This window comes from Paenibacillus lignilyticus (assembly GCF_017942085.1).
Lineage (GTDB): Bacteria > Bacillota > Bacilli > Paenibacillales > Paenibacillaceae > Paenibacillus_Z > Paenibacillus_Z lignilyticus.
Genome location: NZ_JAGKSP010000009.1, coordinates 194,440 through 210,270, shown reverse-complemented (window position 1 = coordinate 210,270; position 15,831 = coordinate 194,440). Strand labels below are relative to the sequence as shown.

General features: G+C 49.9%; 12 protein-coding genes. All 12 read left to right on the top strand.

Translation table 11 applies throughout. The annotated features are described in order from the left end of the window. Positions 1-2 precede the first annotated feature (2 nt). The 12 genes from proS (at position 3) to rpsO (ending at position 15,622) form a co-directional block, all read left to right on the top strand. Entirely contained in the window at positions 3-1,451 is a 1,449-nt protein-coding gene (proS, locus tag I8J30_RS21060) for a proline--tRNA ligase (protein ID WP_210661458.1), read from the top strand. A gap of 81 nt (positions 1,452-1,532) precedes the next feature. Next, positions 1,533-5,843 (top strand): PolC-type DNA polymerase III, encoded by a 4,311-nt coding sequence (locus I8J30_RS21055; RefSeq protein ID WP_210661456.1) that lies wholly within the window; start codon positions 1,533-1,535, stop codon positions 5,841-5,843. Positions 5,844-6,717: 874 nt separating this feature from the next. Further along, positions 6,718-7,179: a ribosome maturation factor RimP gene (gene rimP / locus I8J30_RS21050; protein ID WP_091218658.1), complete on the top strand. Its 462-nt coding sequence runs from the start codon at positions 6,718-6,720 to the stop codon at positions 7,177-7,179. 62 nt (positions 7,180-7,241) lie between these two features. Further along, positions 7,242-8,339 carry a transcription termination factor NusA gene (nusA, locus tag I8J30_RS21045; protein WP_091218655.1) on the top strand — a complete coding sequence of 366 codons (1,098 nt, stop codon included), beginning with the start codon at positions 7,242-7,244 and terminating at the stop codon, positions 8,337-8,339. A 27-nt stretch (positions 8,340-8,366) separates the two neighbouring features. Beyond that, entirely contained in the window at positions 8,367-8,684 is a 318-nt protein-coding gene (gene rnpM, locus I8J30_RS21040) for an RNase P modulator RnpM (protein ID WP_210661455.1), read from the top strand. Further along, entirely contained in the window at positions 8,665-9,000 is a 336-nt protein-coding gene (locus tag I8J30_RS21035; RefSeq protein WP_091218649.1) for a L7Ae/L30e/S12e/Gadd45 family ribosomal protein, read from the top strand. The genes rnpM and I8J30_RS21035 overlap by 20 nt, the downstream gene beginning before the upstream one ends. Beyond that, positions 8,993-11,911 (top strand): translation initiation factor IF-2, encoded by a 2,919-nt coding sequence (infB, locus tag I8J30_RS21030; protein WP_210661452.1) that lies wholly within the window; start codon positions 8,993-8,995, stop codon positions 11,909-11,911. Before I8J30_RS21035 ends, infB begins: the two co-directional genes overlap by 8 nt. A gap of 7 nt (positions 11,912-11,918) precedes the next feature. Then, entirely contained in the window at positions 11,919-12,272 is a 354-nt protein-coding gene (gene rbfA / locus I8J30_RS21025) for a 30S ribosome-binding factor RbfA (RefSeq protein WP_091218644.1), read from the top strand. Continuing rightward, on the top strand, positions 12,269-13,279 hold the full coding sequence (locus tag I8J30_RS21020) for a DHH family phosphoesterase (protein ID WP_210661450.1): 1,011 nt from the start codon (positions 12,269-12,271) through the stop codon (positions 13,277-13,279). Before rbfA ends, I8J30_RS21020 begins: the two co-directional genes overlap by 4 nt. After that, entirely contained in the window at positions 13,276-14,199 is a 924-nt protein-coding gene (gene truB, locus I8J30_RS21015; RefSeq protein WP_420831244.1) for a tRNA pseudouridine(55) synthase TruB, read from the top strand. The genes I8J30_RS21020 and truB overlap by 4 nt, the downstream gene beginning before the upstream one ends. A gap of 28 nt (positions 14,200-14,227) precedes the next feature. Beyond that, positions 14,228-15,184, top strand: a complete 957-nt coding sequence (locus tag I8J30_RS21010; RefSeq protein WP_210661449.1) for a bifunctional riboflavin kinase/FAD synthetase — start codon at positions 14,228-14,230, stop codon at positions 15,182-15,184. A 168-nt stretch (positions 15,185-15,352) separates the two neighbouring features. Further along, positions 15,353-15,622 (top strand): 30S ribosomal protein S15, encoded by a 270-nt coding sequence (gene rpsO / locus I8J30_RS21005; RefSeq protein WP_090574209.1) that lies wholly within the window; start codon positions 15,353-15,355, stop codon positions 15,620-15,622. Positions 15,623-15,831: the final 209 nt, after the last annotated feature.

Genomic DNA, 15,831 nt, shown 5'->3' with positions numbered 1-15,831 from the left:
TCATGTCGAAGGATAAGCAATTCGTAACGGAAATCACACCGCAAAACGAGGATTTCTCGCGGTGGTATATCGATGTCATCAAGAAAGCGGAATTAATGGATTATTCCCCGGTGCGCGGTTGTATCGTATTCCGCCCAGAGGGTTTTGAAATTTGGGAGCATATGAAGGATGAGCTCGATCGCAGGTTCAAAGAAACCGGTCACCGTAACGCTTACTTCCCGATGTTCATCCCGGAGAGCTTCTTCCTCAAAGAGAAGGAGCACGTGGAAGGCTTTAATCCAGAGCTGCCTTGGGTAACCGAAGCAGGCGGAGAGAAGCTTGAAGAACGTTTGGCGATTCGTCCGACTTCGGAAACGATTATCGGCCATATGTACTCCAAATGGATTCAATCCTACCGCGATCTGCCTGTGCTGATCAATCAGTGGGCAAACGTCGTTCGTTGGGAGAAACGGACGCTGCCATTCTTGCGTACAACGGAGTTTCTATGGCAGGAAGGCCATACCGCGCATGAAACCGAAACGGAAGCGCGTGAAGAAACAAACCAAATGCTCGAAATTTATCGCGACTTCTGCGAGAACTACTTGGCTATTCCGGTTATTATGGGGCAGAAGACCCCATCGGAACGTTTCGCAGGCGCAGTAGATACGTATTCCATTGAGGCGATGATGAAAGACGGCCGTGCCGTTCAGGCAGGAACGTCCCATTACCTTGGCAATAAATTCGCGGTTGCGTTCGATATTAAGTATTTGGATCGCGAGAATACACAACAATTTGTTCACACCACTTCATGGGGTGTATCGACACGTCTTCTGGGTGCGATGATTATGGTTCACGGTGACGATCGCGGTCTTGTGCTTCCTCCGAAAGTAGCGCCGACACAAGTCATCATGATTCCGATCGGCCCTCCGAAGACGCGTGAGCAAGTGGTTGGCCGGGTGGACGAGCTGTTCGCTGAGCTGAAGAAAGCCGGTATCCGCGTGAAAGTGGATGACCGCAGCGATGTAAGTCCGGGCTGGAAATTCAATGAATATGAAATGCGCGGCGTACCTATCCGCCTTGAGCTTGGCCCACGTGATATGGAGAACGGACAAGTTGTTCTCGTGTCGCGTATCACCGGTGAGAAGCGGGTTGTCCTGCAAAGCAATTTGAAGGAAGAAATTGAGCATATGCTGGTTGAGACTCATAATGATATGCTTGAGCGTGCAAAGCAATTCCGTACGGAGCATACCTACTCGGTGGAGACGCTTGATGAGATGAAAGCTCTCTTCGAAGAACAGCGCGGTTTCGCGCTTGCCGGCTGGTGTGGATCAGATGCATGTGAGCGTCAAGTGAAGGAAGAAACGGGTGCAACGAGCCGTAACATTCCGTTTGAGCCTGCAGAGCACAAAACAGTTTGCCTCGTTTGTGGAGAGAAATCCGAGCATTCCGTCGTATTCGCCAGAGCTTATTAATAGCAACAAGAGTAAAAAAGGAATAAACGGCTGTATTCGCTGAAAAGCGGCGACAGCCGTTTCGTCTTGGGGGAGGACAATATGAACCAAACCGGGGGAAAGCGTCAGCGGTTCGAGCTGCTCTTGAAGCAGGCCGATCTGCCGCAGCAAATGGTTGATGAGTATTTTGCGGATGGGTATATAGAGAAAGTAATCGTAAGCCGGAGTAACCGGGAATGGACGTTTTGTATTGGCAAAACGACTATGGTTCCTTTACCGGCTTTTAGTGTTTTTTGCCGTGCAGTTGTTTCGAAGTATGCCCATATTGCTCAAATCTCGTTTCAATTTCAATATAGCGGCGATGTACCGAAGGATGAACTGATCCAAGAATATTGGCCGGCGTTTGTGGAATGGCTGCAGCAGAATAATCCTTCCGTTAACGGCTGGATCAGCAAATCGAAGATCATTGCAGAAGGCGACCTAATCACCCTTCATCTGATGGACGACATGGGTCTTGAGCTGGCGAAGAAGAAAAAGATCGACGAGCTGGCGATCGATTTCTTCAAGCAGCAATTTGCCACAACCTGCCGTATGAAGATGATTGTCGCTGAATCCAATCAAGAGGTGTACGAGCAGTTTGCGCAGAAGCGGGAGCAAGAAGAGCGCGAAGTGATACAAGCCATGATGACGAGCACGACAGTATCCGAAGAGCCGACGCTGGACGAAGGCGAAGTTCGCCTTGTTGTCGGTTATGACATTCGAGATGCGCCTGTGCCGATTATGAATATTATTGAAGAAGAGAAGAAGGTCACCGTACAAGGCGCGGTCTTCGGCCTTGAAGAGAAAGAGCTTCGTAATGGCAGCACCTTATTCACGTTCAATGTTACGGACTTTTCGGACTCGATTGCGATGAAGATGTTCGCGAAAACAAAAGACGATGTCAAAGTGTTGAAGCAGCTCGCGAATGGCAAATGGATCAAAGCACGTGGACGCGTCGAGTACGACCGGTTCATGATGGAGCCCGAGCTAGTCATGATGCCATCTGACATGCATGAGGTTGTGGCGCCTAAGGAAACGAAAGACGATGCCGAAGAGAAACGCGTCGAGTTTCACTTGCATACAACGATGAGTACCATGGATGCTGTTGCTCCGGTTGATGCTTACATTAAGCAGGCTGCCAAATGGGGGCACAAGGCGATCGCCATTACGGACCACGGAAACGTGCAATGTTATCCGGAGGCGGCGAAAGCGGCTAAGAAACATGGCATTAAAGTGTTGTTCGGCTTAGAGGCGAACGTGGTCAATGACGCTATTCCGATGGTAATGAATGCACGCGAAGAAGCGATGCAGTCTGCCGTATACGTTGTATTCGACGTGGAGACGACGGGACTATCGGTTGTGAACAACAAAATCATTGAGCTTGCCGGCGTCAAAATGCATGAAGGCAAAGAAATCGATCGGTTCTCGACGTTCATTAACCCGCATGAGAACATTCCTTATAACATTCAACAGTTGACGAATATCACGAACGAAATGGTTGAGGACGCGCCGGAGCTGGGTCCGAAGATTCACGAGTTTATTGCGTTTATCGGCGATGCGGTGCTGGTTGCCCATAATGCTCGGTTTGATATGGGGTTCCTGCAAGCGGCTTGTAAGCTTCATGGCCTTCCGGAAGTGAAAAATCCCGTTCTGGATACTCTTGAATTTGCGCGATTCCTGCATCCGACGATGAAGAATCATCGTTTGAATACCCTTTCGGATAAATATAAAATCAGTCTCGAAAATCATCACCGCGCGATCGATGACTCCATTGCGCTCGGCGGCGTACTATTCGGATTGATCGGGGATGCAGCTGCTCGCAACATAACCGGATTACAAATGCTGAATGACTATGTCGGGCTCGACTTGTCGAACATGCGGCCTTTCCACTGCTGCATCTACGCGCTCAACGGTGCGGGGAAGAAAAATTTGTTCAAGCTGATCTCAAAATCGCATACGGAACATTTTAAACGCGTCGCTACGATTCCGAAGAGCAAACTGACCGAATTGCGTGAAGGGTTGCTGGTAATCTCGGGTTGCGAGAAAGGCGAGTTCTTCGAAGCCGTTATGAACAAGTCGATGGAAGAGGCGGAAGAAGTCGCGCATTACTACGATGTACTGGAAATTCAGCCGATCGACTTCTATATGCATCTTGTTGAGAAAGGTTTTGTAGCAAGCCGTGCTGAGATCGAACAGGCCATACGCCGCGTATGCGAGATTGGCGACAAGCTTGGTAAGCCGGTCATTGCAACAGGCAACGTGCACTACTTGCTTCAACGGGACAAGTTGTTCCGCGACATTACAATCCATGGCATAACAGGCTTCAGTCCGCTGAAAGATATCCGCAAGCCGGATGCTCATTTCCGCACGACGAAAGAAATGCTGGAGGAGTTCGCTTTTCTCGGTGAAGCCCGCGCTTATGAGGTTGTAGTCAAGAATACGTCAGAGCTTGCGGAACGATTTGAACCTTTTGATATGTTCCCGCCGAAATTGTTCGTTCCGATTATCGAAGGCGCCGATGACGAAATGCGTAATACGTGTTATGACACTGCTCGTAAACTCTATGGCGAACCGCTTCCGGATGTCGTCGTTCAACGTCTGGAGAGAGAGCTTGTTCCGATTACGAAAGCCGGTTTCGCAGCCAACTATCTCATTTCGGCGAAGCTTGTGAAGAAGTCCAATGAGGATGGGTACCTGGTTGGATCACGGGGTTCCGTAGGTTCGTCCATCGTTGCAACCTTCCTGGGGATCTCCGAAGTAAATCCGTTACCTGCGCATTACACTTGCTTGGATGAAGCCTGTAAGTTTAGTGAATGGTTTCTTGACGGCAGCTATCCGAGCGGATTCGATTTACCGGATAAGGCTTGTCCGAACTGCGGTAAACCGCTCAAAGGTGAAGGGCAGGATATCCCGTTCGAGACGTTCCTAGGCTTTAAAGGGGATAAAGTTCCCGATATCGATTTGAACTTCTCCGGTGAATATCAAGCGGTAGCCCATAACTTCACGAAGACGATGTTCGGAGCGGAAAACGTATTCCGTGCCGGTACAATCGGTACGGTTGCGGAGAAAACCGCTTACGGCTATACGAAGAAATACGAAGAAGATTACGGCAAAAAATGGCGCGGTGCTGAGCTTGCGAGGCTCGCCAACGGCTGTACCGGTGTGAAACGAAGCACGGGCCAGCATCCCGGTGGTATCGTCGTAGTGCCGGACTACATCGAGGTTGAGGATGTAACGCCGGTGCAGTACCCCGCCGATGACCAGAATGCCGAGTGGAAAACGACCCATTTTGACTATCATGCTTTCGAGGATAACCTCTTGAAGCTCGATATTCTGGGGCACGACGATCCGACCATGATGCGTATGCTGCAGGATCTCACCGGAATTGATCCGACTACGATTCCGATGAACGATCCGAAAGTGATGAGTATGTTCAGTTCAACAGATGCCCTTGGCGTCACGCCGGATAAGATCCGTTCTTCAGTCGCGACTTACGGCGTGCCCGAGATGGGAACCAAGTTCGTACGCCAGATGCTTGAAGAGACGAAACCGGCGACCTTTGCCGATTTGCTTCAAATTTCAGGTTTGTCTCATGGAACAGGGGTATGGCTAGGTAACGCGCAAGAGCTGATTAAGAACCGTACGTGTACGATCAAGACCGTTATCGGTTGTCGTGATGATATTATGCTTTTCTTAATTTATAAAGCAGGTATGGATGCAGGTCTCGCCTTCAAAATTACCGAGAGCGTTCGTAAAGGTAAAGGTCTGACCGCAGAGTGGATCGATGAAATGAAACGCTGCAAAGTGCCGCAATGGTATATTGATTCCTGTCTGAAAATCGAGTACATGTTCCCGAAAGCCCATGCGGCTGCTTACGTTATTTCGGCCGTTCGGACAGCATACTTCAAGCTGTATCATCCTATTGCGTATTATGCGACTTACTTCTCTATTCGCGCCGAGGACTTTGACTTAGAGCTGCTTTGCAAAGGCTATGAAGCTATCGCTAAGAAGCTGGTCGAAATTGAAGCAAAAGGCTTCAACGCCACGCCGAAAGAGAAAAACAGCGTTTCGTTGCTCGAGATGGCGCTTGAGATGACTGCACGCGGTTTCTCATTCAAGCCGGTAGATCTTTATCGTTCGGAAGCTACTCGATTCATTATCGACGGCAACTCGATCATTCCGCCGTTCGGCGCGATCAGCGGAATCGGCGAGAACGCTGCGAAGAACATCGCAGGAGCTCGCGATTTCGGTGAGTTCCTCTCGATCGAAGATTTCCAGCAAAAGTCCAAAGCAACCAAAACCATCGTCGAAGTACTGACGACAATGGGCTGCTTCAGGGGCTTGCCGGAGTCGAATCAGTTGTCGTTGTTCTAGGTTGAGTCTCACCGCTGTGAACATAGAATGCAGAGAAACCCAACGTTTATGATAACGTCGGGTTTCTTTGTATTTATCGGTTAGTTTTAGGCTCAATCTTCTCTTCTTCATGATGTTCGGTCGCTTTCCATTTTGATTCGATTTAGTCCGAACTTTAACGGTTGCCAGCTTGCCTAATTCATGAAAGGTATAACTCTAGAAATTCTAACGGCTGTCAGCATCGATATACACGGCAAAATGGCTGATTTAGGTTCTTATGCAGCAGTTAAGAGCGAAAAATCAACGTTTTATTAAAGCCTGTATTTACGCGGGGGAGCATCCCGACAGCGGCCGCAGGCGCACTGCGAATGGAGCGAACCACGGCGAGCGCACCTTCCAGCGCCATTTTTCTTCTGGAGTTTATGGTAGTTATAGGACTATGGGTGCCACCCGAAGCTGCCGGAGAACCCCGGGCAACTTTGGCTTCGCCTTAAGCGCAGGTAAGCGAGGGAAAGTAGCTCAATCCGAGGGGCAATCGGAGAGTTTACGTGCCGCCTGTGAAGTCGGGATGCCAGCGCGAAGCCGACAAATCGTGCATTCCGAGTTCAACAGCGGCGGCAGTCGAAACTCAAATATAGCGACCCACCATGAGCGCACTCTCCGGCGCCGTATTGTCACCACATCATGGTTATGTTATAATCTTTCTGGTAATGCTGATGATACGACCTTTTCGCAGAAGAGTGGGGAAACCCACTCTTTACGTTTTGTCTGCACCTTTTTACATATACGATGGGACATAAGCAGGTCTGCAACAGGTGCATTTCAGCTGAAAAATTAAACTGACCGTACGCCGCCTATGTTGTGGCGCACCGCTGCAGTGGGAGGTACATTGTTTTTGAGCACATCCACAATCAAAACCGCTGTCGAAGAAATGGTTAGACCGTTCCTCGATGAAAATGGATTTGAACTCGTTGACGTAGAGTATGTGAAAGAAGGAAGCAACTGGTTTCTTCGTGTCTACGTGGACAAAGAAGGCAACATAGATATCGATGAATGCGGCCGGATTAGCGAATATTTGAGCGAGAAACTGGATGAGAATGACCCGGTATCTGACGCTTATTTTCTCGAAGTATCCTCACCGGGTGCGGAACGTCCGCTTAAGAAGCCCGAAGATGTTAAGAAAGCGGTCGGCAAGCATGTGTTTGCGACGACCTATGAGCCGATTGGCGGCTTGAAAGAATTCGAAGGCAAGCTTCTTTCTTTTGATGGGGAAGAGATCGTCATTGAAATCGGTAAGAAGAAACACACCTTGCCGTATGCGAAAGTTGCAAGCGCCCGTTTAGCCATCGTCTTCTAAGAAGAAGACAACGGCATGATTATAACGTTAGGGAACTAGTTGAAAGGGGGAACTCATTTCCAATGAGCATGGAATTTATTGAAGCACTGACGGAAATCGAAAGAGAGAAGGGGATCAGCAAGGATATCTTGCTGGAAGCCATTGAAGCAGCCCTGATATCGAGCTACAAACGCAATTTTAATACCGCCCAAAATGTACGCGTTGATATTAACCGGTTTACCGGAGTCATTAAAGTGTATGCACGCAAAGCCGTAGTGGAGGATGTACTGGATCCGCGGCTTGAGATCTCGGTCGAAGCTTCCCGTGAGATCAACCCGCACTATCAGCTTGATGATATCGCGGAAATCGAAGTAACGCCTCGTGATTTTGGCCGGATTGCGGCACAAACCGCGAAGCAAGTCGTTACGCAGCGTATCCGTGAAGCAGAACGCGGCCTCATTTACAATGCCTTCATTGATAAAGAGGAAGACATTGTGAATGGTATCGTGCAGCGTCAAGACGTGCGCAACCTGTTTATCGACCTTGGCAAAGTAGAAGCGGTGCTGCCGCTGACGGAATTGATGCCAACGGACAAATTCAAGCATGGAGACCGCGTGAAATCGTTCATCACGAAAGTGGAGAACACGACGAAAGGACCGCAAATCTTCCTTTCCCGTACGCACCCGGGCTTGCTGAAACGCCTTTTCGAACTCGAAGTGCCTGAGATTTACGATGGCGTTGTTGAGATTCGTTCTGTCGCACGTGAAGCGGGTTTCCGCTCCAAGATCGCTGTTTATTCCCGCAATGCCGAAGTAGATCCGGTTGGATCATGCGTAGGTCAGAAGGGGATGCGCGTACAAACCATCGTTACGGAGCTCAAAGGCGAGAAAATCGACATCGTACGTTGGTCCGAGAACGTTGAAGAATATGTTGCGAATGCGCTTAGCCCTTCTAAAGTTATCGAGGTAATCGTGTACGAGCAAGAGAAGATGGCACGCGTGATCGTTCCGGATTATCAGCTGTCGCTGGCAATCGGGATCAAAGGTCAGAATGCTCGTTTGGCTGCGAAGCTGACGGGTTGGAAGATTGATATTAAGAGCGAAACGCAGGCGGAGCAAGAATTCGGTCGTCCAAAGTCGCCGATGAGCACGATGCATCAGGATTCCGTCTCCATCGACTAAGAGCTGATGTTCAGGGGGGGATGAACGGTGAGACCTAGAAAAATTCCACTGCGTAAATGTGTAGCTTGCCAAGAGATGAAGGCGAAGAAAGAGCTGATCCGCGTCGTTCGTACGCCTGATGAATCGGTTCTGATCGATTTGACGGGGAAGAAAGCAGGTCGCGGCGCTTATCTTTGCGGGAAAGTTGCTTGCTTTAAGCTAGCCAAGAAGAGCAGAGCGCTGGATCGGGCCTTGAAACAAACCGTTGGCATCGAAATCTATGATCAGCTCGAGCAAGATTTTATCGCCGTTGAGGACACGTTTAACGCGAATAAGGATGAGATCGATGACGAAGACGAAGCATAAATCGCTTAACACGCTGGGCATGGCGATGCGGGCCGGTAAGCTCGTTACCGGAGACGAAACCGTACTGAAAGCCGTTCAGCAGGGAAAAGCGAAACTTGTCATAGTTGCCGGTGATGCATCAGATAATACGAAGAAGAAGTTTCGGGACAAATGTACCTCTTACAATGTCAAACTGGTAGAAGCATTCGATCGCATTACGCTTGGGGAAGCAATCGGCAAGTCAGAGCGAGTTCTCATTGGTGTAACCGACTCGGGCTTTTCCAAAAGCATTGCACAGAGCTTAATTGAACCTTCGGAGGTGGAGTATATTGACTAAACAACAAGACAAAGATAAATTACGCGTCTACGAATACGCGAAAAACTTAAATATGAGCAGCAAGGAAATCATCACGATCCTAAAGCGACTCAATCTGCCCGTAAACAATCATATGAGCGTTATGGAAAATGAAATGGTTTCGAAGGTGGAAGGCTTCTTCCGCGATATTAAAGCTAACGCAGCAGCGAAACGCGCCCAGGAGAGCGCGACCGTCTCTGCAGCAGCTCAGTCGTCTAATCGCCAGCAACCGCAGGGTCAGCCTGAACGCAAGGCTCAATCAAGCACGAATGCTCCAGCGCAAGGACATGGACAGGTCAACAAAAATACTCAGGAACAGCAGGGGAATATGAATACAACTAATACGCAAGCACCTAGCACGAACGCAGCTCAGACTGCGAACGCGGCGCCAAATCCGGCAAGCACGCAAACACCGGCAACAGGCGTAACAGCGAGCACGACACCGACGACCTCCACTCAACAGCCTACATCAGGCCAACCGCAAGGCAGCTCGAGCTCAAATCCGCGTCCGCAAGGTCAAGGCGGCTATCAAGGCAATCGTCCGCAAGGTCAAGGCGGCTACCAAGGCAACCGTCCGCAAGGTCAAGGCGGTCAAGGCAATCGTCCGCAAGGCCAAGGCGGCGGCTATCAAGGCAACCGTCCAGCAGGTCAAGGCACCGGTTATCAAGGTAATCGTCCACAAGGCCAAGGCTCGTCGCAAGGCGGTCAGGGTCAACGTCCGCAAGGACAGGGTTCGTCGCAAGGCGGCCAAGGTCAACGTCCGCAAGGACAGGGCGGCTACCAAGGCAACCGTCCGCAAGGTCAAGGCGCCGGCGGCGGCGGCTATCAAGGCAACCGTCCATCAGGCCAAGGCTCGTCGCAAGGCGGTCAAGGCGGCGGATTCCGTCCTTCGACTCCGCGTCCGGATCAAGCAAGTCAAGCACCTAGTCGCAACAGTGCGCCCGCTCGTACATTCGAGTCACGCAGCACAAGTTCCGATGATCATGCAAAGAAAAGAAATAATCCGAAGGCAGCCAACAACAACTTCGGTGCGAATAAACGTTTCGATGATTCCCGTACCGGCAATTTCAAAAACAACCGCGGCGGTAAGAACAACCGTGGTAAAGGTCAACAGCAAGAACGCAAAGAGAAAATCGACAACACGCCTAAGAAGATTATCGTTCGCGGCGAAGTAACGGTTGGCGAATTGGCTAAATTGCTGCATAAGGATGCTTCCGAGGTTATCAAGAAGCTCATCATGCTTGGTGTAATGGCTACCATTAACCAAGAGGTGGATCTGGATACCGTTCAATTGATCGCGACTGAATACGGCGTTGAGGTTGAAGTGAAGATCCCTGTTGAAGAGGATGCGTTTGAGACATTGGAAGAGAAGGACGAAGAGGATACACTCGAGAATCGTCCACCGGTTGTAACGATCATGGGTCACGTCGATCATGGTAAAACAACGCTTCTTGATGCGATCAGACATACTAGCGTCACTTCCGGTGAAGCCGGCGGTATCACGCAGCATATCGGTGCTTATCAAGTTGAAATCAACAATAAGAAAATTACGTTCCTCGATACACCGGGTCACGAAGCGTTTACGCTCATGCGTGCACGTGGTGCTCAAGTAACGGATATTACCATTATCGTTGTAGCAGCGGATGACGGCGTTATGCCTCAAACGGTTGAAGCAATCAACCATGCGAAAGCAGCAGGCGTTCCGATTATCGTTGCCGTTAACAAAATCGATAAGCCGGGCGCTGACGTTGATAAAATCAAACAAAGCTTGACTGAATATGCACTCGTTCCGGAAGAGTGGGGCGGCGATACAATCTTCGTAAACGTGTCTGCGAAACAACGCACGAACCTCGAAGAGCTGCTTGAAATGATCTTGCTTGTAGCTGAAATGAATGACTATAAAGCAAACCCTAACAAACGTGCTCGCGGTACTGTAATCGAAGCCGAGCTGGATAAAGGTAAAGGTCCGGTTGCGCGTATTCTGGTTCAACACGGTACACTTAAGATCGGCGATGCATTCGTTGCAGGTAACTGCTTCGGCCGCGTTCGCGCCATGGTGAATGACAAAGGCCGTCGTCTCAAAGAAGCGGGCCCAAGCACACCGATCGAGATTACCGGTCTGACGGAAGTTCCGCAAGCCGGGGATCCGTTCCTTGTATTCGAAGACGAGCGTAAAGCACGTGCCATTGCGGAACGTCGTGCGATTAAGCAGCGTCAATCCGAGCTGGGTGCAAATTCGAGAGTAACGCTTGAAGATTTGTACAATCATATTAAAGAAGGCGAGATCAAGGATCTGAACGTAATCATCAAAGCTGACGTTCAAGGTTCCTCTGAGGCGCTTAAAGGATCTCTTGCTAAGATCGATATCGAAGGCGTACGCGTTAAAATCATCCATAGCGGTGCAGGCGCGATCACGGAATCCGATATCAACTTGGCAGCAGCATCAAGCGCTATCGTGATCGGCTTTAACGTTCGTCCGGAGCCGCAGGCTCTTGCAACGGCGGAGCAGGAGAAAGTCGATATTCGTCTGCACAGCATTATCTATAACGTGATTGACGAAATTGAGCATGCCATGAAAGGGATGCTGGATCCAATCTTCAAGGAAGTTATTATGGGCCAGGCCGAAGTGCGTAATATTTTCAAAGTGACTAAGGTCGGCGTAATTGCAGGCTGTATGGTTACTTCCGGAAAAATCACACGCAGCGCGAAAGCTCGCTTAATCCGTGCCGGTATCGTAGTTTTGGAAACCGAAATCGAATCGCTTAAACGGTTCAAGGATGATGCAAAAGAAGTGGCGCAAGGCTATGAGTGCGGCATAACGCTCGAGAAGATGAACGACCTTAAAGAGGGAGACATTATCGAGGCTTACGTCCTGGAAAGTGTAGAGAGGTGATCAACCTATGGCTAAAGTCCGCGTAGGACGTGTAGGTGAACAAATCAAGAAAGAATTAAGCCAAATCATTCAGACCGAGCTTAAAGATCCGCGTATCGGTTTCATTACAGTAACCGGCGTTGATCTTACGAATGACCTGTCGCAAGCACGTGTGTATCTTAGTGTCCTCGGAAGTGAAGAGCAGAAAGAAGAAACGCTTAAAGCTCTAGCCCGCGGTACAGGTTTCATTCGCTCTGAGCTCGGTAAACGAATTCGATTCCGCCATACACCGGAGCTGCTGTTTAAATTCGATAGCAGCATCGAGTATGGCAGCAAGATCGAAGCGTTGCTGCATACGATTAATGGCCGGAGCGGCGAATGACTGCGGCGAAAGCTGCGGTTTTCTCGGCCGCTTATACGGAACAGCTGCAAGCGGCGCTTGAGTTCATTCGAGACGGCAATCGGTTTCTTGTCGTCTCGCATGTTCAGCCGGATGGAGATGCAATCAGCTCGACGATCGTAGTCGGCTGGATTCTTCGTCAATTGGGCAAACAAGCCGTCCTGATTAATGAAGGTGCCGTACCGATTCGTCTTCATTATATGGAATCGTCTGCGTCGATTATTAATTATAGCAAGCAGCCGTTGGAAGAAACGTTCGACCGTATCATTGCCGTTGATTGCGCGGACTTCCGCCGAATCGGGCGTGTAAGCGAAAGATTTGCCGAATCAGCTCAACTGCTTAATATCGATCATCATCCTACTAATGATGCTTTCGGCACCGCTAACTTGATCCGAATCGATGCGGCCGCAACGGTCGAAATTTTATATGATCTTATTGAGCATGGGGCCATTTCACTTGATCGTGAGGTTGCTACCGCCATTTATACAGGTCTTCTTACCGATACCGGCGGATTCCGTTACTCCAACACAACGCCAAGGGTTATGCAGGTTGCAGCCCGCATGCTTGCGGAAGAGGTTGAAGGACACTGGATCGCCAATCATTTGCTGGAGCAGATGACAAAGCCGCAGCTGCTTCTCTTGCAGCGTGGATTGAATCGGTTGACGTTCTCCGACGATAACCGGATTGCATGGTTGTATGTTGCTTTCTCCGATATGGCGGAAACCGGTGCGGTTGGCGATGACCTTGAAGGTCTGGTCAACTATGCTGTAAATGTGGAAGGCGTTGACGTGGGCATCTTGTTTAAAGAAACCGAGAATGGCGATGTGAAAGTCAGCATGCGTTCTTCCGGAAAAGCAGATGTTTCGGCAATTGCGCAAACGTTTGGCGGCGGCGGACATGTTCGGGCTGCAGGTTTTCGATTGGAGCAAGGCATACAGGAAGCGATCGGCAAAGTTGTGCAGGTAGCAAGTGAGGCGTTAAACTTATGATGGATGGCATATTGGCGGTTTGGAAGCCGGCTGGCTGGACCTCGCATGACGTGGTCGCGAAAGTCAGAGGGATCGTTAAAGTCAAGCGAATCGGCCATACCGGTACACTTGATCCTGCCGTAACCGGTGTGCTGCCGCTTTGTATTGGGCGGGCGACGCGCGTAGTCGAATACGTGCAGGAGCGGCCTAAATGCTATGAAGCGGTGATGCAGTTTGGCATCGCGACCGATACAGAGGATTTAACCGGAACTGTGCTCGAAGAGCTTCCTTCCGTGACGTTGACGGAAGCGGATATTCGCCGCGTCTTGTCTTCGTTCGTGGGCGATATCGAGCAGGTGCCTCCGATGTACTCCGCTGTTCGAGTATATGGTAAACGGTTATACGAATTGGCACGCGAAGGCCAAGTGATTGAACGCAAATCCAGGCCAGTAACGATTTATGCATTGGATTTGCTGGACATGAAGCTGGATCAGACTCATCCGACTATTCGTTTCTCCGTTTCCTGCTCCAAAGGCACCTATATTCGCACGCTGTGTGTAGATATTGGACAAGCCCTTGGAGTACCTGCTGTTATGGCGGAATTAATTCGGACGATGTCCGGAGGTTTTACAAAGGAGCAATGCTTCACGCTCGAACAAATCGCGCAGCTACAAGCTGCCGGCGAACTGGAAGAGAAGCTGACGCCATCTGATGAGGCGCTTGATCATTTTCCCCGTGCTACTGTCAGCATGGAGAATGTACAGCGCGCCTTCCAAGGCAAGCGGATCTACTTGAACGCGATGTTCGTTCATGGAGAATATGCTGCGGATTCCATCATTCGCCTCTATGGCAAAGACGGTTCATTCGTAGGGTTGTTTACTCCGGATGAAGAAACAGCGACGCTTAAAGCTGTGAAGGTGTTCACCAAAACAGCAGATTAGTGAAGAACATAAAGCAGGTGTGACTGCAGTGGAAATCATCTCATTACAATATCCAATTGTCTCGTCTCAAGCAGCGCTTACAGCGAAACCGAAAACGCTGGCAATCGGTCATTTTGACGGCGTACATCGCGGCCATCAGAACGTGATTCGGCATGCGATGGAAACTGCCCGTGCGGCTGGCCTGCAGGGAGCTATCATGACCTTTCATCCTCACCCGAAGGAAGTGCTTGGTCAGAGCGGGCAGTATACGGCAAGCCTAACTCCTCTTGATGAGAAGGTCGAACGCTTTCGCAAATTAGGCGCTCAAGTCGTATACATCGTGAACTTCGATTTGGAGTTCGCGAGCGTTACGCCGGCGGACTTTGTCGAGCAGGTACTTCGTCCTCTTCAGGTGAAGAAAGCGACGGTAGGCTTTGATTTTACCTTCGGAGCCAAGGGTGCAGGGAAGCCGGAAACATTATGGGCACTTGGTGAGCCTGATATCGAGGTGGAAATCGTGGATCCTTTCATGCAGGATGGGGATAAAGTAAGCAGCACGCTGATACGTGAGGCACTCTCGGAAGGGCGGCCCGAAGTAGCGGAACAGCTGCTCGGCGAACCGTACCAAGTGCGGGGCGTAGTTATTCACGGGGAAGGCAGAGGACGGACGATTGGTTTTCCGACAGCGAACATTAAGCAGGAAGCAGCTTATGTGATTCCAAGACAAGGCGTTTATGCGGTAATGGTACAAGTTGACGGGAAGCGGGTGCCGGCTGTACTCAACATTGGCGTGAAGCCAACTTTCCACGAGAAACTGCCGGAGCCTGTCATGGAAGCGCATCTGCTTGATTTCAGCGGCGATCTGTACGACAAATCCATCACAGTCCAATTTATCTCCTTTTTGCGAAGCGAGAAGAAGTTCGGATCCATTGATGAATTGATTGCTCAGATCAAATCGGATGCCGAACAGGCGAGTTCCGTTCTGGCTGCTTACAATAAGAATTAAGCTCGGCATTTACTTCTTATAGGCAGTTGTGGTATACTCTATTTCGTTGCGTAATCATATTCTAGTCTCACTACACGCGCAATGCACAGAACCTTAGCTTGGCCAGTTCGTTTTTCACCGGGCGACGGCGAGGCTAACGGCGATTATGATAGAAGGAGGTGAACATGGATGGCACTTACACAAGAGCGTAAACACCAATTGATCGACGAACACAAAACCCACGCGAACGATACCGGTTCTCCGGAAGTTCAAATCGCTATCCTGACGCAAAACATCGTCAACTTGACAGATCATCTTCGGACGCACAAGAAAGATCATCACTCGCGTCGCGGTCTGCTTAAGATGGTTGGTCAACGTCGTAAACTGTTGGCTTACTTGAAAAACAAAGACGTTAAACGTTACAGCGCATTGATCGAAAAACTCGGCCTTCGCCGATAATAGATGCGGGGATAAAAGCAACCTGGTTGTCAAGCCGCCTGGGATTCCAGGCTCAGCTGCACTGGGTTGCTTTTTGTAAATAAAGCATACATAATGTTTTTGAACAGCTCCATTCGGAGCTTTTCTTATAGGTAATTTTACAGCAGTTTTTGGTATGTAAGTTTGCGCATGGAAATTAACGAAACCTGACAGCTGAGCATCCCGGGTGG